Origin of the sequence: Nocardia sp. CY41 (assembly GCF_009829325.1) — a bacterium.
In the GTDB taxonomy this organism is placed as follows: Bacteria; Actinomycetota; Actinomycetes; order Mycobacteriales; family Mycobacteriaceae; genus Nocardia.
Genome location: NZ_VUOS01000032.1, coordinates 18,532 through 42,298, shown reverse-complemented (window position 1 = coordinate 42,298; position 23,767 = coordinate 18,532). Strand labels below are relative to the sequence as shown.

Below are 23,767 nucleotides of genomic sequence, written 5' to 3'. Positions count from 1 at the left end.
TAATGTCGTGTTTACGATGTCTCGGTGCTTGTGAACGACGTGCGAGGAAGCTCGACCCCACCGGGCGAGCAAGTGGGTATCGAAGAGCTTCGGGAGCGTCGGTTCCGGCCGGTGATCGTGTGGTGCGGCGTCGCGGCCATCGTGCTCGCGCTGGTCGGCGGCGAGCTCATGGCCGCGCACATCGGGGCGCTGGGTCCGCTGACCAGCCTGTTTCGGGACTATGCCGGTTCGCCGAAGTCGGCGACCACACCGTGGGCCGGATTCCTGCTGGCCTTGGTCGGGATCACGGTGCGCGCCCGCGTCGGCGCCGTCGCCGCGGCGATCGCCATCGACCTGCTGTTCGTGGTGGTCAGGGCGGCCGAAGGACGGCCGTTCACTGTGGGCAACGGTCCGACCATCGTGCTCACCGCACTGGCGGTGCTGGCGTTCGTGCGGTGGGACGGGCAGCGCCGCCGAACGGCGTTGCGCACCATCGCCTTCGGCGCGCTGCTGATCTGCGCGACGAAGATCAGCGAGATCTGGTTGGACATCACCGCGTGGGCGCGCCCGATGGTGCTCGATCCGTACGTGCAAGTCGCCGATCACGTGCTCGGCAATCCGTCATGGCTGGCCGGGCAGGCACTGGACGCGGCGGGACCGGTGGCGTCGGGCGTGGTGCGCTGGGTCTACTTCGAACTCCCGCTCGCGGCCGTCCTCGTCGCGGCCTGGCAGTTGCGCGGCGTGACGACCGGGGCGTGGCCACGGCACTACCTGGTGCGAACGTTCCTCACGCTCGGCGTGGTCGGGCCGATCTGGTACGTGGTCTTCCCGGTGGTGGGGCCGGTGCTCGCGTACGGACCGCAGGGACTGGGCTTCGAGATCGTCGACGTCTGGCCGAATGTCGTTCCTGCGGTGCCCCCCTCCATCGAGGCGCTGCGCTTCGACGGCATCACCCCGCGCAACTGCATGCCTTCCCTGCACACCGCCTGGGCGCTGTCGCTGTTCATCCACTCGCGGCGCGGCCCGCTGTGGCTGCGCTGGGGCGGCGCGTTCTGGCTGGTGTGCACCCTTGTCGCGACGCTCGGCCTCGGCGCCCATTACGGCGTCGACCTGGTCGTGGGCGCGGCGTTGTGCCTGACGGTCGAATCCGCGCTGCGCGATCCGCACCGCGGCTGGGATCGCGGGCGCGTCCGCCTCGTGGCCATGGGCGTCGCCGTCTGCACCGGGGTCCTGCTGTGCATTCGGTTCTTCGCCCTGCAGATGGCCGCGCACCCCCTCCCGTTCGGCATCGTGATCCTCGGAGCTCTCGGTGCGCTGGCTATCGCGTTCTACGCCACGTGGTTCGGCTCGTCCTCGGTGCAGCCCACAGCGGCGAGGGCAGACTCGGCGGTCCAGCGAGAAGGTGACGACGTCCAGCCGGAGCCGCTGACCCGCTCCGTGCCGGGGGACCACAATGACGACAGCGGGCATAACAGTTCCCTGCGCACGATGCCATAGCACCGAATCGGCCGGCGCGCCGCGACGAATCCCGCGTGCGCCGCAGGCATCCGCCGACGACCACTGGCCTCTTGTGGTCAGCGCCCGGCCCCGCCACGGCGCTGCGCCGCCAGTGTCGCGGCCAGCGCCGACCGATCGAGCTTGCCCCGCGGCGTGCGCGGCAGGCTGTCCACGATCGAAACCTGCACCGGCATACTCGGGCTCGGCAGACTCGCGCGCAGCCGCCGCCAGATCTCCTCAGCACCCGGCGCGCTCGCCTCTACCACGATCGCCGCCGCGGGCGCCTCTCCCATCCGCGCGTCGGGCACGCCGATGCAGGCGGCCTCGGCGACACCCGGTATCGCCGTGAGCGCCGCTTCGACCGCGGCCGGCTCCACGTTGAGACCCGCCCGGATCAACATCTCGCTCTCCCGGCCGAGCAACCGGAGACGCCTGCCGGTCACCTCGCCGCGGTCGCCGACGGTCATCCAGCCGTCGACCGGCCCGCCGACCACACCGTCGGCGGTGAGGTAGCCGTCGAACAGCATGTCACTGCGCACGAACACCAGTCCGTCGCGCACGTCGGCATCGACACCGTCGAAGAGTTCGCCCGCCGCCTTCTCGTCGGCGCTGCCGAGCCCGCGGTCGAAGGACACGAAGCTCAACTCGGACGCACCGTAGAAGTGCACGAGCGAGGCGTTGGGCAGCACCTCCTGCAACGCTCGCCGCCCCGTGCGCGGCCACCGGGCCGCCGAGGACAGCACTTCCCGGACGCTGCCGACCGGGCCGATCCCCGCACGCACCACGTCCCACGCGATCGTCGGCACCGAATACAGCTGCGTCGCTCCGTCGTTCAGTGCATCGGCCACCGGCCGCAGGTCGACGGTCGCGCCCCGGGTCAGGGCGTGCAACGCGCCGTACAGGAAATGCGTGTGGTCCAGCACGCCGGGTACCGACACCCGATCACCGGCGCCGATGTCGAAGGTGCGGTCGGAGCGATCCAGCGTGGCGGCCCACGACCGGTGATCGCGCACGAAGAGCTTCGGCTCGCCGGTGGTGCCGGAGGTGATCCCGACCAGCAGCTCGGCGCCCGGATCCACCGGCCGCACCGAGCCAGCGGATTCCAGTGTCGCGGCGGTCCGCACGGTCGCCTCGAATCCCAGGCGCCGCAACCGCCGATGCTGGTGCGGCGCGGCCACGACGGCTACGGGCTCGGCCAGCGCGAGCACCCGGCTCAGCTGGGCGGGCAGCAGATGGCGATGCAGCAGCACGACACTCACTCCGGCGTGCATCGCCGCCGTCACCGCGACCAGCGATTCGACATCGGAGGTGGGGAGTACGGCCACCCGCCGCATGCCGTCGAGCCCGGCGGCGACGCGGAGGACCTTCGACCAGAACCGCTCGTAGCCGACTCGTTCGCGTCCCGAGATCACCGCGGTCGCGGCCGGATTCGCCACGGCCTGCCGGGCGATCCGCGCGGCGAGCAGTTCAGGCATCGTCCACTCCCCGCGCGGCGAGGGCGTCGCCCATCGCGTCGGCGGTCCGCAGCGCCCGCACCAGCACCGGCGTGACCAGTGCCGTCATCGACCACTGCAGGCCGCGAGCGCGCCGCGCCTCGGCGACGTCGTGCACGATCCCGGCCAGCAAGGGGACACATCGGATGGCCAGCGCCAGCAGCAATCCGACCCGCTCGGGGTCGACACCCATCCCGCGCAGAGGCCGCAGCCATCGGGTCACCGCGTCCAGCATGTCGCTCACCCGCGTGGTGAGGGTGAACAGCGCCGCGAGCGCCACCGAGATCACCAGCACGCCGCACACCACCGCGGCCCGCGCGGGCGACGTCAACAGCACCTGGAACACGCCGATCAGCAACAGCATCCACACCAGCGGGCGCAGTTGCGCCAGCGCGACTCGCCACGGGATCCCGGCCACCGCGAACAGCCCCGCCACCGCACCGGCGGCGCCCGCCACCTGCGGCGGAGTCCGCACGAACACCGTGGCGGCCACGATCGACACCAGCAGCAGCACCAGCTTCACCCCGGCGGGCAGCCGGTGCAGCGGGGAATCGCCCGGACGGTAGAGCCCGATCATTCGACCGCCGCTCGGTAGGCCGCGACGGCGTCGCCGGGCGTTCCGTCGAACGCCACCGCGCCGTCATCGATCACGATGACGCGCTCGAAGCTCTCCAGCAGCGACAGCTGGTGCGTCACGACGATCACCTGCTGGTCGACGGCGTCCAGCGCGCCCGCGACGATCCTGGCGTTGCGCAGGTCCAGCAGTGTGGTCGGCTCGTCGGCGACGATCACCTCCGGCCGCCGGATCAGGACCGCGCCGAGGGCGAGCAACTGTTTCTGGCCGCCGGACAACAGATGCGAGGGGTGTTCGGCATGGCCGGCGAGCCCGAAGCGTTCCAGGATCTCCCCGACGCGCGCCGCGATCTCCGGTTTTTTCAACCCGCTGCGCCGCAGGGAGAACGCGAGATCCTCGGCGACCGTCGGCATCACGATCTGCGTATCGGGATCGGTGAAGACGAACCCCACCTTCCGCCGTACCAGCGCGCCCTTGCGGGAGGCGTCCACGCCGTCGACCGTGACCGTCCCGGAACTCGGCGCCAGCAAGCCGTTGATCATGCGCGCCAACGTCGATTTGCCGGAACCGTTGGACCCGATGATGCCGACGCGGCGTTCGGTGATCCGCAGGCTGATGTCGCGCAACACTTCTCGCTCACCGAAGCGGTGGCTCACCGACTCGAAGACGATCTCACTCACGACACGCGCTCCACGAGTACGGCGATACCCTGTCCGCCGCCGATGGCGCAGGCCGCGAGCCCGAGCGCCGGGCCGTCCGCACGGAGCATCTGGCTCGCCAGCCGCACCAGCAGGATCGCTCCCGAAGCGCCCCAGGGATGACCCATCGCGATGGCGCCGCCCTGCGGGCAGATCGTGGATTCGTCGAGACCCAGTTCGTCCGCCACCGCCAGCACCACCGACGCGAACGCCTCGGTGATCTCGACGACGCCGAGGTCGGCTACGCCGACGCCGGTGCGGCGCAGCAGTTTACGGATCGCGGGCACGGGACCGAGGCCGGGATACGCCGGGTCGGAACCGGCGACCGCGCAGCCGAGAATCCGCAGCGCGGGCAGCCCGGCGGCGCACGCCTCGGTGGTGACCGCCATAGCCGCGGCTCCGTCGGAGATGCCGCAGGAATTGCCGGCGGTTGCCGTGCCGTCGGCGCCGAAGCTCGGGCGCAGACGCGCGAGCCGGGTCGCGGTCATGCCCGGACGGATGCGTTCGTCCCGGTGCACGTCGCCGATCGGCACGATCTCCGCGGCGAAGTCCGCGGCCGCGGCGCGGGTGTGCGAGCGGGCCGCGTAGGCGTCCTGCCGCTCCCGGCTGATCCCGCGCGCTCGCGCGAGATCGTCGGCTGCCACCCCCATGTCCGGATCGGGAAATCCCGGCGGCGCGAAAGGAGCGCGGGTGTAGCGCACGGGGTCGGCGTCTCCCACGGGCGGCCAGAACCGCCACGGGGCGGTGCTCGCCGATTCGACCCCTCCGGCGAGGACGAGGTCGTCCGCGCCGCTGCGCACGCGCAACGCCGCCTGCATCACCGCGTCGAGGCCCGACCCGCACTGCCGATCCACGGTGACGCCCGGAACGTGCACACCCAGTCCCGCCCGCAACGCGGCGACCCGTGCGGGATCTCCGCCGGGTCCGAGGCAGTTGCCGAGCACCACGTCGTCCACCTCGGCGTCGATGCCGGCGCCGCGCAGCGACGTCAGCACCGCGCGCAGCACGGGAGCGGCCAAGTCGGTGGTGGTCAGGTTCGCGAATCCGTGGCCCGCGTTGCCGATCGGCGTGCGATACGGCGCTACCAGAACGGGAACGGGACTCATGTCAGCAAGTCTTTCAGCCGCCCCCTGGCCACCTTTCCGGCCGCGGTCCTGGGCAGGGCGGGCAGTGGCACCCAGCGGCGTGGCATCGCCTCCTTGGCCAGCACCCGACGTGCTCGCGACCGGATCTCGGCGAGTCCGGCGCCGTGCTCCAATTGCACGGCGGCCGTGACGGTTTGACCCAAGACGGCATGCGGCGAGCCGATGACGGCCACCGCGACGATGCCGTCGAGCGATGCCAACACGCGTTCCACATCCTCGGCGACCACCACGGTGCCGCCGACGTTGATCGCGCAGTCACCCCTGCCGAGCACGGTCAACTCGCGGTCCGCACCGAGTTCCGCGAGATCGCCGACGCCGAACCAGTCGGGTGCGCCCAGAACACGGTAGGGCGACCGGACGAAGAGCAGTCCGTCGCGCACTTCGGCCTCGACCCCGTCGATCAGCCGCATCGGCTGGGGTACGCGGCGCGCCGCCACGAGCGAGACCTCCGAGGACCCGTAGTACTCGACGACGTCGATGCCCGCGGCCGCCGCCAGCGCACCGTCGTCGAGCGCGATGCCCGCGACGATCGCGGTGCGCAGGCGCGGGCAGGTGCGCACCACCTCGCGCAGTACCGCGGGCACCGCGTGCACGACGGTGGCCCGCGCCGGGTCGTCGGTGACACACGCGCCGCGCCACAGCGCGTGCAGCGCGCCGAACAGGTGCATGGTCGCGTACAGCGGCCCGGTGATCAGCACGCGGTCGGCCGGTGCGACGCCGGTGATCGCGGTGAAGGCGGGAAAGCTGTCGTACCAGGAGGCGGCCGTCCGCGCGAGCGGCCGGGGACGACCGGTCGAGCCCGAGGTCGCCACCAGTAGAAACGCCCCGGGCGGGATACCTGGGCGGTGCGGACGAGCGGCGGGATCCTCGACGCGGACCGGGATGCCGCGCCGGGCCGCGGCGCAGACGCGGATCAGCGCGTCCGCGACCGGGAGGTCCGACGCGTCGTACACGACCGCGTCCGGATCACGGTCGATGCACCGCTCGATCGCGCGGTCGAGGTCGCGGTAGGTGTAGCGCCTGCCGCCGACGTCGAGGGCAGGCGCGTCGCCCGCGCCGCCGAGTTCGGGACTAGGCACGGATCAGACCGGGGTATGCGCGGTGCACTCCCTTGGCCACCACGCTCGCGACGACGACTTTGAGCAGGTCGCCGGGAACGAACGCCCAGTTGGTGGTGACGGCGGCCCCGGCTCCCAGATCGGTGCGCAGCAGCAGGCCCACGGTGCCGAAGAAGTAGATGATCAGCAGGCCACCGACGGCGTTGATCAGCAAGCCGAGCGCGATCGGGTATTTCGGCAGGATGCGAGCGGTGCACAGTCCGATGAACAGCGCCGCGGGAACCCAGCCGATCAGGTATCCGGCACTGGGACCCGCCAGCGCCGTCAGGCCGGTACGGCCGCCAGACAGCAGCGGCAGGCCGATCATCGTCAGCGCCAGGAAGACCAGCACCGCCGCCGTGCCCTTGCGTGCTCCGAGCACCGCACCGGCCAGGATGACACCGAGGGTCTGCACGGTGATCGGCACCCCGCTGAATCCGACGGTGATGGCGCCGGGCAAACCCAGCGCCGCGATCAGCGCCGCGAAAACGGCGATCTGCGCCATGTCCCGCGCCGAAACAGCGACCCTCGGCTCCCGAGAGTTCTCGACACCTTCCACGACAACCCTCCGCATAGAACTTGAACGACGTTCAAGGTAGCAGGCCGAGTGCGGCGCCGCGCGCGACGGCCCGCTCGGTGAACCTCCCGCACGACAGGCGGGAGAGCGGGACGGCCCCAGCGGCCTAGCGATGGGTCCAATCCGGTTGGGTGAAGTGCGCGACGCGAGCGGCGGCGGGGCTCGTGCCGAGCAGAACGACTTCCCGGAATTGCCACAGCAGCGCGCCGGTCGGAGCGTGAATGGTCATCTTCGGGCCCAGCCGCATCTGCAACAGGCCTGCCGCATCGGCAGGCGCCACGTCGTCGCGCAGCTCCGCCTGCCGCACCGCGTCCTCGGGCCGGACCCAGTGCGGGGTGTCCTCGGCGGCGAGCCGGGCGAGGTCGACGAAGTGCACGGAATGGACCTCGTCCGGGTTCGGCCGCAGCCGCGTGGCGTCGGTGAGCGCCAGGACCAGCGGCGTGATCGCGAAACCGGATGCCGCGGGGAAGTCGTCGAGCGCGCCGAGCAGCTCTTCGGGCCGCGCGAGCAGGCCCAATTCTTCGTGCAGTTCACGCAACGCGGCTTGTTCGGCGGTCTCGCCTTCGTCCAGGCGGCCGCCGGGCAGTCCCCACTGACCGGCGTTGCGACCCCGGTAGGCCCGCTTGATCACGATCACCGACAGCGGCCCATCCGGCTGCTCCACCACGCACAGCACGACCGCGGCTCGACGCGTACCGGGCGCGTCGGCCACTTCGACGCGCGGGAATCCGGCCAGGCGGGAGTGCGCGAGCACACGGAACTCGTCGATGTTCGTGGGCAGTGGCACTCGCGGGGTCGGCTCCATGGCTTCGATCTTGCCCGACCGTCGCCGCCGACGTGCGCCGGAGGAAGTCGTTGACAGCGACCGCGGTACCTGTCACCGTATCGGGAACCTCGGGGCTCGGACCGTGCCCCCGGCGTTCTCGATCGGAGCGTGCTTGATGGGGTTTCTCGAGCCCGACCTGCCGATGGTCGACCTGACCGAATGGAGCAAAGGCACACGCGCCGAACGCATCCGGCCCATGGCCCGGCACTGGGCGGAAGTGGGCTTCGGGACGCCCGTGGCGCTGCACCTGTTCTACGTCGGAAAGATCTGCCTCTATGTGCTCGGCGGCTGGCTCGTCGTGCTGACCACCGCGGGCATCGACGGATTCACCGACGTCGGAGCCTGGTGGTCGGAGCCGATCGTCTTCCAGAAGATCGTGCTGTACACATTGTTGTTCGAAGTGGTGGGCTTGGGCTGCGGATTCGGCCCGTTGAACAATCGGTATTTCCCGCCTTTCGGCTCGATCCTGTATTGGCTGCGTCCCAACACCATTCGGCTGCCACCATGGCCCCGCCGGGTACCGTTCACCGAGGGCGACAACCGCACACCGGTGGACGTCGCCTTGTACGCGGCGCTGCTGGCGGTGACGACGGTCGCCGTGCTGTCCGACGGCACCGGCCCCATCCCCGAACTGGGTACCAGCGTGGGATTGCTGCCGTACTGGCAGATCGCCACGATTCTCGGCCTGCTGGCGGTACTCGGCCTGCGCGACAAGGTGATCTTCCTCGCCGCCCGGGGCGAGGTCTACGCCACCCTCACGGTCGCCTTCCTGCTCCCGGGAGCCGATTCGATCGTCGCCGCGAAGGTCGTCTTCGTCGTCATCTGGATGGGCGCGGCCACCTCGAAACTCAACAAACACTTCCCGTTCGTGGTCGCCACGATGATGTCCAACAGTCCGGTGTTCCGGCCGAAACCACTCAAGCGCGCGTTCTTCGAACGCTTCCCCGACGATCTGCGGCCGGGGCGGTTGTCCCGCGTCTTCGCCCACGGCGGCACCGCCGTCGAGCTGTGCGTTCCGCCGGTGCTGTTCTTCTCCCACGGTGGGTGGCCGACGGTGATCGCGGCGCTCGTGATGGTGTGCTTCCATCTGGCGATCCTGACCGCCATACCCATGGGCGTGCCCTTGGAGTGGAACGTCTTCATGATCTTCGGGATCGCCACGTTGTTCGTCGCCCACGCCGACCTCGGTCTCGGCAGCGCGGGCAGCCCGGTGCCGGTGGCGGTGCTGTTCGTCGCGGTGGCGGGCATCGTGATCGCCGGAAACCTCTTCCCGCGCAAGATCTCCTTCCTGCCCGGTATGCGCTACTACGCAGGAAACTGGGACACCACGATGTGGTGCGTCAAGCCTTCGGCCGCGGAGAAGATCGGCAAACACATCGTCGCCATTGCGAGCATGCCGCAGGCGCAGCTGGAGCGGTTCTACGGCAAGGATCGCGCGCAGATCCCGCAGTATCTCGGATACGCCTTCCGGGCCATGAACACCCACGGCCGCGCGCTGTTCACGCTCGTCCACCGCGCCATGCCGCCCGGTCGCGAAGACGAGTACACCATCACCGACGGCGAACGCATCTGCAGCACGGCCATCGGCTGGAACTTCGGCGACGGCCATCTGCACAACGAACAACTCATCGCCGCCATGCACCGGCGCTGCCACTTCGAACCCGATGAGGTTCGCGTCGTGCTCCTCGACGCCCAGCCGATCCACAAGCAGACCCAGCAATACCGCCTCGTCGACGCCGCCACCGGCGAGTTCGAACGCGGAGAAGTACGCGTCGCCGACATGGTGACCCGCCAGCCCTGGGCCGACGACGTCCCGGTACGGGTGCAGTACAGCCTCGACGAGCGAGAGTAGCGCCGTCAGGCTCTCGTGGGGGGCATATGGCTTGCGGTGATTCAATGCGTTGATGCGCATATCCAAGTAACAACATGTTTCCGGCTGCGTGTCCCCGAACCCTGGTCGAGTCCGCTCGAGAGTGCGGAGGATCCGCGGTCTTCCTCAGAGGGAGCCCGCGTCCCCCCAGCGATCACCGGCTGCCGAGCGGTTCGCCGCTTCGACGACACAGTCCTCCACCCAGGAGAGGAAAGCGCGGACGTCCGCGCTGGGCAGGTGCAGTGCTGCCGAGCGGGGTTGCTGGAAGCTGTGCAGCGCTGCTTCGATGAGGGGGCGGAAACCTGTCTCTTGGGCCGCGATCAGTTGTGCTGCCCGGCGTTTGGCCAGCCAGCGGCTCGTCCGGCAGAACGATGCCGTCCGGCAGCCGTTCAGGACTCGGTTGTCGCCGAGATGCCCCTCTCCCCCGGCGTGCTCCCGGACCGAAGCCCGCAGCGCGGCGTACACGTCGCGCGGCGACGGGGCTGCCATGACCTCCCGCACGGGCTTGCCGTGCAGGAGGCGCCCAGCCTGGTGAGCGATGGAACGATCGATGACGTACCAGAAAGCCGAGGACTCCGACGGATCGAAGCTGACCCGGTTCGGCAACATCGGACCGGTGTTGAGGTCCATGAGATAACCGGCCGCGCCGCACGGATCGGCGGCGAAATCCGCCCCGTACACCACCAGTTCCAGCCCGGCCGCAGGGCAGGCCAGGGCAGGGTGCGCGAGCGCCTCGGCCAGTTCACGCAATGCCCGCGCCGGGAGTCGCGGGTCGGCGACCATCACCACGTCGACGTCGCTGCGCCCGTGCCGGTAGTCGTCGAGCGCGATCGACCCCACGGCGAAGACACTGATCAGATGAGGTTCGCAGACCGAGCGGGCGCGCCGCACGAGACCGTCCAGGTACGGACGCAACTCGACCGGAAGGGATCGGAAGTCGACCAGGGCGTGGGCCATGCGAGCCAGTATCCGCCAACGGCCCGCCGACCAGCCGCGGGACTCAGTGCGGCAGCCCCAAACCGTCGGCCAGCACCGGCCATGAATTCTTCAGCGCCTCTTGCCAATAGCCCCACGAATGGGTGCCGGTGGGCTGGAAGTCGTACGTAGCGGGGATGCCGAGCGCGTTCAAGCGGTCCCGCATGTTGTGGGTGCACCAGTTCACCGCGGCCTCGATGACACCGCCGAGCACCAGCTGGTTGAGGTAGCCGCGCGGCCCCGGCTGGGTGTAAGCGCCGTTGTAGACGTCGTACATGCCCGGGACGCCGGTTCCGGTGGACAGGAACAGGCGGATGCCGCGGAGTTGGTCGGCGTGCAGGTACGGGTCGTTGGCGGCCCACATCGGGTCCTCGGGTGGGCCGTACATGTTCTCGGTGTCACCGCCGCCCCAGCTCTCGACGGCGAGTTTCACGAACTCGCGGCCGAGCGGGTCACTGACCTGCGCGCACCCACTGTAGGCCGCGACCGCCTGATACAGACCCGGTTTGGCGATCGGCAGTTGCAGCACCGAGGTGCCCGAGGTGGACAGGCCCGCGATCGCGTTCACCCCCGTGGTGGCGAACTCCGCATCGATCACCGGCGGCAACTCCTCGGTGAGGAACGTCTTCCACTTGTACACCCCGAGTTTCGGATCAGGTCCCGGGATGACACTGAGCGACACGGACGTGGAGTGGATGCGTCGCGATGGCGAACGGATCCTCACCGAAGCCGGCCGGATCGCGCGTGAGGCCGTGCCCGGTGAGGAACTCGCGCTCACCACAGAGGTGTCCTTCGATTCCCTCATACCCATGCTGATCGACCGTTCGCGCCGGGTGGAGATGCTGGTGGTCGGCAGCCGGGGTCTCGGCGCGTTCCAGCGCGGGATGCTCGGCTCGGTGAGCACCGCGGTGACCCGGCATGCCCATTGCCCGGTCGCGGTCATCCACGACTTCTCCGGCATCACTCCAGAATGGACCGACAAGCCAGTCGTCGTCGGTGTCGATGGCACCGACAACAGTGTCCCCGCCATCGAACTCGCCTTCGAAGAAGCCTCGCTGCGCAAGGTCGGCCTCACCGCGGTGCACACCTGGAGCGATGTCACCGGACTCGATATACCCATGGCCGACTGGGATGCGATGTTGGAGTCCGAGCAGGTGTTGCTGGCCGAACAGCTAGCAGGCTATCAGGAGCGGTACCCGGATGTGCCGGTCCGGCGCGTTGTCAAGGTCGACCGCCCGGCTCGCGCGCTGCTCGACGAATCGGAGCAGGCGCAGCTGCTGGTTGTCGGCAGCCACGGCCGCGGCGGGTTCGCCAGCATGCTGCTCGGCTCGACCACCGACAAGCTGCTGCATTCGGCGCAGTGTCCGATGATCGTCGTGCGAGACCACGAACGTCCTGCGGCATGAGGTCCCTGCGCGGGTGACGTGCGGGGCGCCGAGTTCACCTCGTCTCGACCGCTTGTCCGCTCTCCGCAGGGGTTTTTCGTCATTCTCGTGTGGACGAGAGCAGGCAACTCGGGCGCGATGCCCCACCCCGCGACCGGAGAAGTCAGTGAAATCGACCGGCTCAGGACTGAGCCCGTCTCCGAGGAGTGCACCATGCGGGCATACGACAATTACTCGCGCTGGTTCTACCGCAAGGAAAGCCCGAACCTGTTCGCTCAGATTCAAAATCGTCTCTCAGCTTGGGTTTTCGCCGCGGGGATCGCGCCGCGCTTGGTGTCGGCACTGGGTGTCGGCGGGGGCGCAGCAAGCCTGTGATCTGGTTCCCGGTGGTGCTCACAGAGTTCGGCGGCCCACGCTATGTGGTTTCGCTGCTGGGAAGAACGCGAACTGGGTGCGCAACGTGGCCGCCGCCGAGGGCCACGCCCTGCTGCGTCACGGCGACAGTGAGGAGGTTCGGTTGAAGGAGGTCGACTCCGGACAGCGGGCGGCGATTCTGCGCCGGTACGTGCGTGTGGCTCCAGGAGCCCGCCCGCACATTCCGGTCGGCCCGGACGCTCCGCTCGCCGAGCGGATCGCCTCGGACTACACTGCACCAGCCACGGCCAGATCTCCGCGCGGTCGCTGATCGCATCGGATTCAACTCGGACAGGAACCGCCGTAGCGCACGACATGGTGCGAGGCAATGGCGCGGCACGATTCGTTTCCCCTCGGCCACCACCGGGCGGTGCGCGTTCCCACGCGGCCAGGCAGCCCTTTCTCCCGTCGAACTTGTTGCCATTACTCCCCCCGCCGAGGGCCGATCGACTCTCCTGTGCGATTCGGCCTATGTCGGACACTGGAGCGGATCGGACTACGACAATCACCCGGACCGTCCCAGGAGGAAGCACAATGAAGGTCGATGAGATTCTCGCGTCGGCGAAGGATGCCATGACGGTGCACCGTGTGTACGCCGAACCGGTCGAACGAGATGGTGCCGTGCTGATCGCGGCCGCCGCCGTTTCTGGCGGTGGAGGCGGCGGTGGAGGCACCGACGAAGGCGGACAGGAAGGATCGGGCGTCGGCTTCGGCCTCGGCGCCAAGCCGGTGGGCGTCTACGTGCTGCGGGATGGCCGAGTGCGCTGGCAACCGGCGATCGACGTGAATCGCCTGATCACCGTCGTCGGCGTCGTCGCCGTAACCGCGCTGCTCGTCGGTGCGCGAATCGCCGAGCGGACCGCCCGATGAGCACTCGGACGCCGCCGTCGTAACGGTCGGCCGGTCCGGCTGCCGCTCGACCGTTCGGGCCTGCCGGCGCATACCGGTCCTGCCGCGTTCTCGGGACCATCGGCGCTGGTCGAGCGGCGCCTGGACCGCGAGCTGCATCCAGAAGTAAGACCTGACGGGAGGCACACTATGCGATGGACCATCCCTTTGCTGGCGACATCCGGCGCCGCACTGGCGCTGCGGCATCGCATCCTGCGCTGGGGCGCCACCCCGGCAGAAGCCGCGGCTGAGTATCCCGGTGACATGCTGGTGCCTGCGCCCACGGGCTGCTCGACCATGGCTACGACGCTCGAGGCGCCGCCGGAGGAGGTGTGGCGCTGGCTGGTCCAGATGGGCGCAGACCGCGCCGGCTGGTACAGCTGGGACCGTCTGGACAACGGCGGTCGGCCGAGTTCGACGCGGATCGTGCCGCAATGGCAGGAACTGCGCGAAGGCGACCGGGTCAATGCGACGCGCGACGGGCGCACCTACTTCACGGTGGCGATCGCCGACCGCCCGACGACCTTGGTGCTGCGCAGCGATCTCACACTGCCCAGTGGCCGCCCCTTCGACCCGCGCGGACCGCTGCCCCGCATGTTCACGCAAGGCGTGTGGGGCTTCCATCTCACCGAACTCCCCGGCCGACGCACTCGGCTGGTGGTGCGCACCATCGGACGGGATGCTCCTCGCCCCTTGATGGCGGTCGCCGACTTCCTGATCGGCGAGCCCGCTCATCTGATCATGCAGGCCCGCCAGTTCGCCAACCTACGCGTCCGCGTCCGCGCCGACGAGAACGCTCCGACCGGTCCTTCAGTCGCCTCCGACCCGGCCCGGTGACTCCGAAGGAGTCTTAACGGCGCAACCACTCACCACCGCCGCTGACATGCCGAATCCCGGGGGACACGGTGACCGGCGCCAGCGGTCCACCCGCGGTCACGATCGCGACGACCTGGCCTGGCCCCGTCACCGCCGGCACGGGTGCGGGCGTGCAATCACACGGCTGCCGCGCGGTGTACCGATCCGGGACCTCCACACTGCCGGAAGCTCCCGTCGCCAGGTTGTACCACTGCACTCGCGTACGCGATGCGAGGCTGTCGCTTCCGCCGAATTCCACCTGCTCCTGATGCTGCGCTCCTTCGTCGAGGTCGGCGACCGATCCTTAGGCACACTCATCGCCGCGGCCCAAGCCGAAGGAGACCTGGACCCGGCGCTACCCGCCGCGTGGATCGAGGGAGTGTTCAACGCGCACATCTACGTGGCCGCCGAAGCCGCGCAAGCGGGCGGCGAGTCGACGCACGTCATCGCCGATCGCGCGGTCCGCACTCTGCTCGGAGGTGTCGGCGTACCGTGAGCCCGAGCCGCGCGGCTGGTTCCGGACCGCTCCGGTTCCGGCGGGTCTGCGGCGACGAGGGCACTCGAACAGTCGCGCGGCGGTGCGGGCCGAACTCAGTATGGCGGCGACCCGCGTGACGCGGGCGGCCGCATTCGCGAATCCTTCGAACGTGGCTGGTCGTTCCCATGCGGAGCTACCGAGTGACGCGGCACGGCCGTAGCGGCTCAGGGCTGCGTGGAGCGCGCCGTCGCGGCCTCGGCGAGACGTTCACGCCAGGTTCGAGCCCGGCCGACCTCGCCTTCCAGCAGGGGCCCGGGAGTTACGTGGACGAGAAAGTCCGCGGGGTCATCGATCAGCTGTAACCCAACGCGCGCAGTCGTTTGCCGGTACCGCGCGCCGCGGAGCCGGGCAGCCACGGCGGAGTGCCCACCTTGGTCCCGAATGCCGCGGCCCGGGCCCTGCCGGGAGCTGCCGAAGCGGCCTCGAGCCACTCACGGATGCCGCGCTCGGTCTCGACCGGTTTCTCGGTCTGTCGGGCCGCGTCGAGACGGGTGGGCGGACGACTGAGCCCGAACGCGTGGGTGGGCCCGCCGACGACTAGGACATCGACCGGGGAGCCGGGCAGTTCGGCCGCGGCCGCCACGTTCAGCACCTCGACCTCGGCCCGGTCGCCGAACCCCTGGGCAATGGCCGCTGCCCACCTGCGCGGTGTTGCCGAACATCGATTCGTAGACGATCCGCACACGCATTCACGCACTCCTTGTCGGTCACCGGGCCGGTGCCTCCTGAGTGCGCCGGGTCCACGGCGCGCGGCAAACTCCCAGACGCGTGAGGTCGGTGAAGGAACCCCGGCCCCGCCCGCTCGGGTCCGGTCGAAGGACCGTCGGGAGAGGGGCTTTGGAACCTGTACGCCCGACCGCGCGTGGGCGGATGATCGAAGACATGACGCACAGCACCGATGCCGGGGATCGAACGACCCGCCACGATCATCACCCCTCGCCAGGAGACACGGCGGCGGGCGACCTCGTGCCAGGCGTGTCGAGGGACTGGCAGTGGCGCAGGTGGTTCGGCTTGGTGACCGTTGGCGAACTACTCGGCTTCTCGGCGCCCGCCGTGGTGGGCGCGCTCGTCGCCGATCGCGCCGGAGTCCCCGCGGCGGGCGCGCTGCTCGTGGCGGGCGCGGTGGAGGGCGCGACGCTGGGGTGGTTCCAGGCGCGCGCGATGCGAGCGGTGCTGCCGGGACTGCCGAGCCGTCGCTGGATTGCCGCGACGGTCCTCGGCGCGGTCGTCGCATGGTCGGTGGGCGCCTTGTTCGTCGTCACCGAAGGACTGTCGGGATGGCCACGACCGGCGCATGTGGCCACGTTCGTGGCAGGGGGTTCGGTGATTCTGCTGTCCATCGGCGTCGCGCAGTGGGTTGTCCTCCGCGCGCACGTGCGGGGCGCGGCGCGCTGGATCGCGGCGACCGCCGCCGCCTGGCTGGCCGGGTTGACCGTCTTCACCGCGTTCACCAGTCCACTCTGGCAGCCAGGGCAGTCGGCCACGCTGATTGCGCTGATCGGCTTGGTCGGCGGACTGCTCATGGCGGCCGCTATGGCCGCGGTTTCCGGTCTCTTCCTCGTCCGGCTACTGGAGATGGGCCTGCGATGAGCGAACTCGGCCGCCTCGACGCGGGGTTCCTCGAACTCGAGGACACCGACCAGCACGTGAGCGCCGGCATCGGCGCGGTGGCGATCCTCGCGGGCGAACCGGGCGATCGCGCGGAATTGGTGCGCCGGCTCGCGGACCGCATCGAGTCTAAAACCCGGATGCGGCAGAAGGTGCGGCGCGGCCCCTGGGATGTCACCGCGCCGACCTGGGTGATCGATGACGATTTCGATTTGGGGCACCACCTCATGTGGGCGGCGCTGCCCCGACCGCGGGACGAAGCGGCCTTGTGGGAGCTGGTGGGCGCGACGCTGGAACGTCGGCTGGACCGCGATCACCCGCTGTGGCACCTCACCATCGTCGAGCAGCTCCAGGGCGACCGATGGGCGGTGATCCTGTCCGCCCACCACAGCATGGTCGACGGCGTCTCCGGGATCTCCCTGCTGCGCCGCCTCTGTGACCCAACCACCGAGGACGCCGACGCCACGCCTGGCGAGCAGGGCGCCGACGACATGCTCTCCAGCGAAGGCGAAGGCGAAGGCGCGGCGGCGGACTGGCAGCGTCTGCTACGCGGCGGACTCGAGTTGCCGTTGCGGGCCCCCGCGCTGCTGGTGCGGGCTCCCCGCGCGCTGGTCCGCACGGCGCGCGGCATGGCGCCGTTGATCTGGAACGTGCTCGACCCGCGCCGAGGCTCCTCGCTGAACGGCCCGATCGGCCGGCAACGCCGCTACACGGTCGCCCGCGTCCGGCTCGACGAGATCAACCGCGTACGCGAGGTATTCGGCGGCACTATCAACGATGTCGCGCTCGCGGCGGTCACCACGGCGTTACGCGCCGTCCTCCTGGCGCGCGGCGAGCAACCCGGGCCGGACACGGTGCGGGTGCTCACTCCTGTCTCCACGCGGTCGGCGCGGGCCTCCGGACGGTTGGACAACCGCGTCTCGCTGATGTTGCCGGTCCTGCCGGTCGATCTCGACGATCCGGTGGACCAGTTGAATGTGGTGTGCGAGCAGATGGGCAAGCTCAAGCACGGTGGAGAGTCCGGTGCCGGCCAGACGCTCGTCACCCTCGCCGGGCTCGTGCCGTTCGCGCCGGTGGCGTGGGCGGTGCGAACGGCACTGCGCTACCCGCAGCACGGTATCGCCGCGTTGGTCACCAATGTGCCGGGACCGACACGGACACAACGCATGTTCGGCGCCGATGTGCTCGAGGTGTTCCCGTTCGCCCCGATCGCGATGCGCCTGCGCATCGGCATCGCCATGCTCAGCTATCACGGCACGCTGAGCTTCGGCATCACCGGCGATTACGACGGCGCGCCCGACATCGCCCTCCTCGCCCAGACGATCCCGACCGCTGTGCGGCGGATGCTCGAGGGCGCCGAGGGGTAACCGCCGGTCCTCCTGATCCCCCGATAACTGTCGCGCCTCGGGCTCATTCCCGGCGATGGGCGAGGTATCTGCGTGCGGTGGTGACGATTCCGGCGGCACAGACGAGCATCACCGCGATGGCGCTGATCCCGAGGCCGATCTCGACAGCCCTGCCCAGATCACCGTCATTGCCTTCCTCCAGGCCGGAGACGAACTCCGCCGTGAAGTAGGGCCGGTGGACCAGGACCGCGGCGGCCGTGGCGACGGCGAGCAGATCGGCGGCGATCGACAGCGCGGCGACCGGCACCGTCCAGGCACGCGCGAGAAGTTGTGCGATAGCGACGATCACCCACAGCACAGCGACGACGACCACCATGGGCAACAGCCGCTCGGCCACGCCGGGATCCAGACCGGCGGCGGTCTCGGCGAGGAAGGACGGCGCCAGCGCCGGGAAGAAGCACAGCGATCCGACACGGCCACCGCGAACACCAGATCGGCGATCGCGTCGCCGAGCGGGATCTCGTGCCCCGGGGGATCGGCGGCAGGTCCTCGGGACGGATCGTTCCGGTTCCTCACGTCCTGTCCGCGCCAGTTCCCGGCAACTTATTGGCAACTCACTTCTCGAGCGCTTCGCGCTGTTCCGCGCTCAGCCGGTCCGGCCTCGCGATGAGGGCAGCATGTAAGGCGCTGCCGCTTCGGATGCTCCCTCGGCACGGATACCGGCGAGATGGCTGTTCGGCAGCGAACCGGCGCACCCCGCTGAATCCGCCGGCGAGTCACAGACGGTTCGGCACGCGCGACCGAACGGCGCGCGGCCTGTTCGGAACACTGGCGCTTCCCGGCGGATCGGACTACTTTCCGGCCGTGGAACCGACTGTGCGAAGCGTGGAGCTGTTCGAAACGGCGGCGGCTCATGCCACCCGTGACGTGCCGATCGCCGATCCCGGGGAAATGGCCGACGATGTCCTAACCCGTATGCGCGGTGGCCGATTTGCCAGCGCGGCCGTGATAGCGGTGTGTGACGGTACTCGGCTGGCCGGTCTGATCACGATCGAGAATCTGCTCGCGGCACCCACCGGGACGGCCGTCGGTGCCGTGATGGACCCCGATCCGCCGACGATCGCCGGGCACAAGGACCAGGAGGCGGCGGTGTGGGAGGCGTTGCGGCATGAGGAACCGGGGCTCGCGGTCGTCGATGCCGATGGCCGATGGCTCGGTCTTATTCCACCGCGGCGGCTGTTGACGGTGCTGTTGCAGGAACACGACGAGGATGTCGCCCGGCTCTCCGGATATCTGAAATCCGCGACCGGCGCCCGGACCGCGACCGTCGAACCGATCGCCCGCCGACTGTGGCACCGCTTGCCGTGGCTGCTGGTGGGGCTCGTCGGCGCGATGCTTGCCGCGGGAGTCATGGATATCTTTCACGCCGAACTGGAGCGCGAGGTCCTTGTCGCCTTCTTCGTCCCCGGCGTGGTCTATCTGGCCGACGCGGTCGGCACCCAGACCGAGGCGCTGGTGATCCGCGGCCTTGCGGTCGGTGTCGGCATCCGTGGCATCGTCCACCGTGAGTCCGTCACCGGCCTGCTCATCGGGCTGCTGATCGCCGTCGTCTCCTACCCGCTCACGTTGATGTTCTGGGGTGCACCGGACGTGTCGCTGGCGGTGGCGATCTCCCTACTGGCCGCGTGCTCGGTCGCCGCGGTCGTGGCGATGGGTCTGCCGTGGACGATGGCGAAACTGAAGATCGATCCGGCCTTCGGCTCCGGACCATTGGCAACCGTGGTCCAAGACCTCCTTTCGATCCTCATATACCTAGGAGTGACCGCACTCGTCGTGACCTGATGGCGGACGTCACCCGGAGGCGCTTGCGCGAGGAGGATGCTCTTCGTCGCGGTGGCGCGCTACCGCAGGCGCGAACAGCAGTGTGCCGACGGCGCCCGCCGTAGCAGCGGTGCCGGCGATGAGCAGGCCGACGGGGCCTACCGGTCGGCATCCGAACAACTGACTCAGTCCTGGAGTCTCGACGATGCCGAGCAGCGCTGCCGCTGATACGGCGGCCGCGCCGACGACGACCGGGTCGGTCGGTCGCAGCACCGCGGTCTCGCCCAACTGCGCGCCGACGATGCTCAGCAGGGTGACCGTGCGAGCTCGCTCGGCGGTACCGGTGAGGCGGGCAGCCAGGTAGCCGCCCGCGCCTGCCAGACCGGTGGCGACGCCGTTCACGGTGATCCGTTCGGTGAGCAGTGGGCCGATCGAGCGGTCCGGGCCCTCCGCGAGCAGATGCTCCGGATCGAGGTGGGGCACCGGGCGCATGGCGATGGCCAGCGCCGGGATCGTGTCGGTGAACAAGTTGCACAGCAGCAGCTGGCGGGCGGTGAGCGGGGTCCTGCCGGTCAGCAGACTCACGCCGCCGATCACCGCGATCTCGCCGTAGTTGTGACCGAGCAGGTTGGCGACCGCATCGCGGACCGCCACCCATAGGGCACGGCCCTCGATGAGCGCGTCGACGATGCTGCCGATGTGGTCCGCGACGAGCACCACGTCGGCGGCGTGGCGGGCTGCTTCGGTACTGCGGCCGCTGCCGAGGGCGATACCGACGTCGGCGAGCCGGATCGCGGCCGCGTCGTTCACACCATCACCGGTCATGGCGACACAGTGCCCAGCCCTGCGGTAGGCAGCCACCAGCCGGACTTTGTGGGCCGGCGTGACCCGGGCACAGACGGACACCCCGGGCAGCAGTGCGTCGAGCGCGTCGTCATCGAGGCGGTCGAGCTCTGGGCCGGTGACGACACCGGTGCTGTCGTCGGACGTGGACGGCAGCCCGACCTCGGTGGCCAGCCAGCGGGCCGTCGCAGGATGGTCGCCGCTGATCAGCACGGGCCGCACACCCGCGCGGGTGATTCGATTCAGAGCGTCCGCGGCGTGGCCGCGTGGCGGGTCGGAGAGGACCAAGAACCCGGCCAGGGTGAGTCCCATGACGTCGTCTTCGGACAGCTCGGCCACCGATGGCGCGCCGTGCCGGCGGGTGGCGACGGCGAGCACTCGGCCGCCGTCTCCCGCCAGTTCCTCGACCAGTCCGTAGAGCTGGCTGCGGCGATCACTGTCCACCTCGACGTGGCCTGCGGTGGGGTGTTCGTGGTGGGCGCAGCGGCTCAGGATCGTCTCGGGAGCCCCGATGACGCTCAGTCGTACACCGTCCTCGTCCGGGACGACGACCGCGTGGTAAGCCCGGCCCGACTCGTAGGTCAGCTCGGCCAGTGCGGCCGGGGGCTCCGGGAGCCCCGCAGCCGTCGCGGCGGTGACGATGGCGTCATCGGTGCTGCCCGGGCGACGTCGTCGCGGCAGGGTGGTCGCCGCCACAGCATAGGCGGTGGCGAGGATCCGCCGGTGCCTGCCGGGGAGCTGACCGGCAGCGGCACCTAGCTGTCCGTCGTGCACGGCGGTGACGCGCAGAATTCCATGAGTAAGGGTGCCGGTCTTGTCCACACACAACACATCGACCCGGCCGAGGGCCTCCACCGCTCGCTTGTGGCGGACCAGCACACCCCGCTCGGCCAGCCGCCTTGCCCCGGCCAGCTGGGCGGCGGTGGCGAGGATCGGCAGGCCCTCGGGGACGGCCGCCACCGTGAGACTCACCCCGGCGGCCAGCGTCTCGGCCAGTGGGGCGCCCCGGGCGAGATTGGCGAGCATGGTGACGACCCCCGCCCCGAGTGCGACCGGTGTGGCGCGCGCCGCCAACGCCTCGAGGCGGATCTCCACCCCGGTGTGCGGTGAGGTGACGCCGCGGGCAGCCCGTCCGGCGGCGGTGTCCGCCCCGACCGCTACCACGACCGCGCTGGCTCGCCCCGTCGCGACGGCGGTGCCGGCGAACAACATGCACGACTGGTCGGCCAGCGCCTCCGCTTCGACCGGCGCGGGAACCTTGGCCACCGGCAGTGACTCGCCGGTCAGCGCGGATTCATCGATCTCCAGGCCCTCGGCCTCGAGCACGCGGCAGTCGGCGGGCACCCCTTCGCCAGGACCGAGCCGAATGATGTCGCCGACGACCAGTTCGTCGGCGAGGACGCCACGCTCGGACCCGTCGCGGCGGACCCGGACCCGCTGGGCGGCTACCCGGTCGAGCGCGGCAACGGCCCGGTCGGCCCCCAGCTGTTGCAGAGCGCCGATTCCGGCGTCGGCGAAGACGACGGCGCCCACCATGGCCGCGTCGAGCATGGACCCGACCGCCACCGAAAGTGCGGCGCCCGCCGCGAGCACCGGCGTGAGCGGGTTGCGCAGCTCGTTGACGACATGAACCAACAACTGCCGGGGCGCGCTCGGTACGGCACCCGGCGGCGGGCGGCGGGCACCCGCTTCGGCGGCGGTCAACCCTTCCGGGCTGCTCCCCAAACGAGCGAGCACCTCGGCGGGCGGGACACGATGCCAGTCGTCCTCCGCCTGCGCTTTCGGGGCCGGCGGGACCAGCCGCAACGCGCTCAGGCGCCCGTGTGCCAGAGCGACAAGAGCCGCCGCGTCGACACCTAGCGAGACGGGCCATGCCCGCCGATGCCGCCGCGGCACCGGGACGCCGAGCAGGACGAGCGCGCTCGCCGCCGACCCGGCCAGCGCCAGCAGTACGCTGTGCCGGCTGATGTCCCGGGCGAGCCGGCAGGCGTCGAGCACGGCCGCGACGCCGGCGGGCCCGTCGACGGCGATGAGGTCGGCATGCCATGGCACCGGATGCTCCGGGTAGGGCGCGACCGCGACGCCGCAGTCCGCGGCGGCGAGCGCGGCCTTGTCGGCGCCCGCGACGACCGCGACGACGTGGCCTTCGCGTTGCAGCCGCGCGACGACTTCGGTGAGATCCGTTGGATCTTCCTCGGGTCCGGATTTGGGCTCGTACCGGACGATCTCGATGTCGTGGCCGGTCACCGGCTTCGGCGGCGGCGTGTCACCGAGCAGGTCCATGTCGATCACCAGACGGTCGACATGGTCGAGTATTCGCAGCGGTTCCGGACGCACCACGAGCACGTCGCAGCGACCCAGGTACTCCGTCACTCCGGCGGCGAATGCCTCGCGCCCGAGTCGGGCGGCCTTGGCAACCCCCGCGCTGACCACGTCGATGGCACCCTGCGCCTGATGAGAAAGCGGGATGGTGGTCATTGCTGCCGCTATGGTCGCCATCAAGTCGCCCTCGTCATAGCGTTCGATCGGGCCCGGGGGCAGCGGGATCGGCCGTGGCGCGCGGTGCTTCGGTAGCGGCTGGGTCGGCGGGGCGGTCGCGTACAGCACCGGCTCCAGCTGCGCGAAGGTCTGCGCGCGGGAACGCTCCTGCCGCAGCAGCAGCACCCGGTGGACGAGGTCGACGACCGGACCGAGTAGCTGTCGCTCCAGGGCACCGGCGGTGGCGGCCGCGATGCCCAGGGCCAGCTCCACTTCGGTCACCCCGAATCGCCGCTCCAGCGGGGCGCGCAGCCGCTCCTGGTTCTGCACGAACGCGATGACGGGCGCGAGTTCGATCGGCGTCGAGCGCCCGGGCAGGCGCAGCAGTGCGCCGAGGGCGGCGACGCCGACCGCGGCCACGTCGGCGACCGCCGCGACGGTGTACCACGCCGCTGCGGTCCGATCGGTGGGATGTGTGGCCACAGCCGCGGTGAAGGGCCCTGAGACATCGGCGGCGGTCTCCGCTTCCTCCACCGCGGCGACGATGGCGGCCGAGTCGAACGCCTCTGAAGACCTCCTGGCAACCACGAGAGATCCGCACCCGGCATCGAGACGTGCCCAGCCCACCCCTGGTAGGCGCCCGACCCGCCCGGTCAGGTCCGCAGCGAACGCCTCGAGCCGTTCCGGCGCCGGTCCGTGCACCGCGACATGTACGCGGTCGTCGCCGGACCATACGACGCGGGCGTGACCCACGGCTTCCGACAGCACGGTGTGCAACGCGTTCGCAGCGGATGCCGGGGCGCGCAGTGCACAGGCCGCGGCCGTCGGGATCCGCAACCCATTCACCGTGAGTACCGGGA

Annotated in this window: 22 protein-coding genes and 1 pseudogene; 11 read left to right on the top strand and 12 right to left on the bottom strand. The window is 70.2% G+C overall.

Annotation, left to right across the window (positions count from 1 at the left end; genetic code table 11):
* Nucleotides 1–111: 111 nt before the first annotated feature.
* Nucleotides 112–1,476: a DUF5933 domain-containing protein gene (locus GVY64_RS30950; protein ID WP_442939654.1), complete on the top strand. Its 1,365-nt coding sequence runs from the start codon at nt 112–114 to the stop codon at nt 1,474–1,476.
* 77 nt (nt 1,477–1,553) lie between these two features.
* Here the strand turns inward: GVY64_RS30950 and GVY64_RS30945 are convergent, their stop codons facing one another.
* From GVY64_RS30945 to GVY64_RS30915, 7 genes are all read right to left on the bottom strand, one after another.
* Complete coding sequence (locus tag GVY64_RS30945) at nt 1,554–2,951, bottom strand: AMP-binding protein (protein WP_159849243.1); 1,398 nt, start codon at nt 2,949–2,951, stop codon at nt 1,554–1,556.
* Nucleotides 2,944–3,546: an energy-coupling factor transporter transmembrane component T family protein gene (locus GVY64_RS30940; RefSeq protein WP_159849241.1), complete on the bottom strand. Its 603-nt coding sequence runs from the start codon at nt 3,544–3,546 to the stop codon at nt 2,944–2,946. Before GVY64_RS30940 ends, GVY64_RS30945 begins: the two co-directional genes overlap by 8 nt.
* Nucleotides 3,543–4,223 carry an energy-coupling factor ABC transporter ATP-binding protein gene (locus GVY64_RS30935; RefSeq protein WP_159849239.1) on the bottom strand — a complete coding sequence of 227 codons (681 nt, stop codon included), beginning with the start codon at nt 4,221–4,223 and terminating at the stop codon, nt 3,543–3,545. Before GVY64_RS30935 ends, GVY64_RS30940 begins: the two co-directional genes overlap by 4 nt.
* Entirely contained in the window at nt 4,220–5,347 is a 1,128-nt protein-coding gene (locus GVY64_RS30930; protein WP_159849237.1) for a thiolase family protein, read from the bottom strand. Before GVY64_RS30930 ends, GVY64_RS30935 begins: the two co-directional genes overlap by 4 nt.
* Nucleotides 5,344–6,465, bottom strand: a complete 1,122-nt coding sequence (locus GVY64_RS30925; protein ID WP_159849235.1) for a class I adenylate-forming enzyme family protein — start codon at nt 6,463–6,465, stop codon at nt 5,344–5,346. The genes GVY64_RS30930 and GVY64_RS30925 overlap by 4 nt, the downstream gene beginning before the upstream one ends.
* Nucleotides 6,458–7,042 (bottom strand): biotin transporter BioY, encoded by a 585-nt coding sequence (locus tag GVY64_RS30920; protein WP_201298234.1) that lies wholly within the window; start codon nt 7,040–7,042, stop codon nt 6,458–6,460. The genes GVY64_RS30925 and GVY64_RS30920 overlap by 8 nt, the downstream gene beginning before the upstream one ends.
* A 124-nt stretch (nt 7,043–7,166) precedes the next feature.
* Nucleotides 7,167–7,865: an NUDIX hydrolase gene (locus tag GVY64_RS30915; RefSeq protein ID WP_159849233.1), complete on the bottom strand. Its 699-nt coding sequence runs from the start codon at nt 7,863–7,865 to the stop codon at nt 7,167–7,169.
* Between the two features lie 136 nt (nt 7,866–8,001).
* Between GVY64_RS30915 and GVY64_RS30910 the strand changes: the two genes are divergently transcribed.
* Nucleotides 8,002–9,738 carry a DUF3556 domain-containing protein gene (locus GVY64_RS30910; protein ID WP_159849231.1) on the top strand — a complete coding sequence of 579 codons (1,737 nt, stop codon included), beginning with the start codon at nt 8,002–8,004 and terminating at the stop codon, nt 9,736–9,738.
* 144 nt (nt 9,739–9,882) lie between these two features.
* Here GVY64_RS30910 and GVY64_RS30905 read toward each other — a convergent pair whose 3' ends face one another.
* Together GVY64_RS30905 and GVY64_RS30900 are read right to left on the bottom strand one after the other, a co-directional pair.
* Entirely contained in the window at nt 9,883–10,713 is an 831-nt protein-coding gene (locus GVY64_RS30905; protein ID WP_159849229.1) for an aminoglycoside adenylyltransferase domain-containing protein, read from the bottom strand.
* A 43-nt stretch (nt 10,714–10,756) separates the two neighbouring features.
* Nucleotides 10,757–11,386 (bottom strand): annotated as a pseudogene (locus GVY64_RS30900) (alpha/beta hydrolase); the annotation flags it as partial.
* Nucleotides 11,387–11,396: 10 nt separating this feature from the next.
* On the opposite strand from GVY64_RS30900, the gene GVY64_RS30895 reads away from it, so the two are divergent.
* The 6 genes from GVY64_RS30895 to GVY64_RS30875 all read left to right on the top strand — a co-directional run bounded on the left by GVY64_RS30895 (nt 11,397) and on the right by GVY64_RS30875 (nt 14,769).
* A complete protein-coding gene (locus GVY64_RS30895) occupies nt 11,397–12,137 on the top strand; it encodes a universal stress protein (RefSeq protein ID WP_159849227.1) in 741 nt (246 codons plus the stop codon).
* A 192-nt stretch (nt 12,138–12,329) separates the two neighbouring features.
* Nucleotides 12,330–12,491 (top strand): hypothetical protein, encoded by a 162-nt coding sequence (locus tag GVY64_RS37425; protein ID WP_201298233.1) that lies wholly within the window; start codon nt 12,330–12,332, stop codon nt 12,489–12,491.
* A 76-nt stretch (nt 12,492–12,567) separates the two neighbouring features.
* Nucleotides 12,568–12,801: a hypothetical protein gene (locus GVY64_RS37420; RefSeq protein ID WP_201298232.1), complete on the top strand. Its 234-nt coding sequence runs from the start codon at nt 12,568–12,570 to the stop codon at nt 12,799–12,801.
* A 263-nt stretch (nt 12,802–13,064) separates the two neighbouring features.
* Nucleotides 13,065–13,400, top strand: a complete 336-nt coding sequence (locus GVY64_RS30885; protein WP_159849225.1) for a sporulation protein — start codon at nt 13,065–13,067, stop codon at nt 13,398–13,400.
* Nucleotides 13,401–13,568: 168 nt separating this feature from the next.
* On the top strand, nt 13,569–14,255 hold the full coding sequence (locus GVY64_RS30880) for a hypothetical protein (RefSeq protein WP_201298231.1): 687 nt from the start codon (nt 13,569–13,571) through the stop codon (nt 14,253–14,255).
* Between the two features lie 286 nt (nt 14,256–14,541).
* Nucleotides 14,542–14,769 carry a hypothetical protein gene (locus GVY64_RS30875; protein ID WP_159849223.1) on the top strand — a complete coding sequence of 76 codons (228 nt, stop codon included), beginning with the start codon at nt 14,542–14,544 and terminating at the stop codon, nt 14,767–14,769.
* 334 nt (nt 14,770–15,103) lie between these two features.
* On the opposite strand, the gene GVY64_RS38165 is transcribed toward GVY64_RS30875, so the two are convergent.
* A complete protein-coding gene (locus GVY64_RS38165; RefSeq protein ID WP_236567392.1) occupies nt 15,104–15,394 on the bottom strand; it encodes a hypothetical protein in 291 nt (96 codons plus the stop codon).
* 299 nt (nt 15,395–15,693) lie between these two features.
* On the opposite strand from GVY64_RS38165, the gene GVY64_RS30865 reads away from it, so the two are divergent.
* On the top strand, nt 15,694–16,401 hold the full coding sequence (locus GVY64_RS30865) for a hypothetical protein (RefSeq protein WP_236567391.1): 708 nt from the start codon (nt 15,694–15,696) through the stop codon (nt 16,399–16,401).
* Entirely contained in the window at nt 16,398–17,786 is a 1,389-nt protein-coding gene (locus GVY64_RS30860; RefSeq protein ID WP_159849221.1) for a wax ester/triacylglycerol synthase family O-acyltransferase, read from the top strand. Before GVY64_RS30865 ends, GVY64_RS30860 begins: the two co-directional genes overlap by 4 nt.
* Nucleotides 17,787–17,829: 43 nt before the next feature.
* On the opposite strand, the gene GVY64_RS30855 is transcribed toward GVY64_RS30860, so the two are convergent.
* Nucleotides 17,830–18,162 carry a hypothetical protein gene (locus GVY64_RS30855; protein ID WP_159849219.1) on the bottom strand — a complete coding sequence of 111 codons (333 nt, stop codon included), beginning with the start codon at nt 18,160–18,162 and terminating at the stop codon, nt 17,830–17,832.
* 488 nt (nt 18,163–18,650) lie between these two features.
* Between GVY64_RS30855 and GVY64_RS30850 the strand changes: the two genes are divergently transcribed.
* Nucleotides 18,651–19,607, top strand: coding sequence for a magnesium transporter (locus tag GVY64_RS30850; protein ID WP_236567390.1), 957 nt, complete (start codon nt 18,651–18,653; stop codon nt 19,605–19,607).
* Nucleotides 19,608–19,616: 9 nt separating this feature from the next.
* On the opposite strand, the gene GVY64_RS30845 is transcribed toward GVY64_RS30850, so the two are convergent.
* Nucleotides 19,617–23,744, bottom strand: coding sequence for a cation-translocating P-type ATPase (locus GVY64_RS30845; protein ID WP_159849217.1), 4,128 nt, complete (start codon nt 23,742–23,744; stop codon nt 19,617–19,619).
* Nucleotides 23,745–23,767 lie beyond the last annotated feature (23 nt).

Coding starts and splice junctions, on each gene's coding strand:
- GVY64_RS30945 (WP_159849243.1), bottom strand. CDS start 2,951: ATGCCTGAACTGCTCGCCGCGCGGATCGCCCGGCAGGCCGTGGCGAAT.
- GVY64_RS30940 (WP_159849241.1), bottom strand. CDS start 3,546: ATGATCGGGCTCTACCGTCCGGGCGATTCCCCGCTGCACCGGCTGCCC.
- GVY64_RS30930 (WP_159849237.1), bottom strand. CDS start 5,347: ATGAGTCCCGTTCCCGTTCTGGTAGCGCCGTATCGCACGCCGATCGGC.
- GVY64_RS30915 (WP_159849233.1), bottom strand. CDS start 7,865: ATGGAGCCGACCCCGCGAGTGCCACTGCCCACGAACATCGACGAGTTC.
- GVY64_RS30910 (WP_159849231.1), top strand. CDS start 8,002: ATGGGGTTTCTCGAGCCCGACCTGCCGATGGTCGACCTGACCGAATGG.
- GVY64_RS30905 (WP_159849229.1), bottom strand. CDS start 10,713: ATGGCCCACGCCCTGGTCGACTTCCGATCCCTTCCGGTCGAGTTGCGT.
- GVY64_RS30895 (WP_159849227.1), top strand. CDS start 11,397: ATGACACTGAGCGACACGGACGTGGAGTGGATGCGTCGCGATGGCGAA.
- GVY64_RS37425 (WP_201298233.1), top strand. CDS start 12,330: ATGCGGGCATACGACAATTACTCGCGCTGGTTCTACCGCAAGGAAAGC.
- GVY64_RS30885 (WP_159849225.1), top strand. CDS start 13,065: ATGAAGGTCGATGAGATTCTCGCGTCGGCGAAGGATGCCATGACGGTG.
- GVY64_RS30880 (WP_201298231.1), top strand. CDS start 13,569: ATGCGATGGACCATCCCTTTGCTGGCGACATCCGGCGCCGCACTGGCG.
- GVY64_RS30875 (WP_159849223.1), top strand. CDS start 14,542: ATGCTGCGCTCCTTCGTCGAGGTCGGCGACCGATCCTTAGGCACACTC.
- GVY64_RS30865 (WP_236567391.1), top strand. CDS start 15,694: ATGACGCACAGCACCGATGCCGGGGATCGAACGACCCGCCACGATCAT.
- GVY64_RS30860 (WP_159849221.1), top strand. CDS start 16,398: ATGAGCGAACTCGGCCGCCTCGACGCGGGGTTCCTCGAACTCGAGGAC.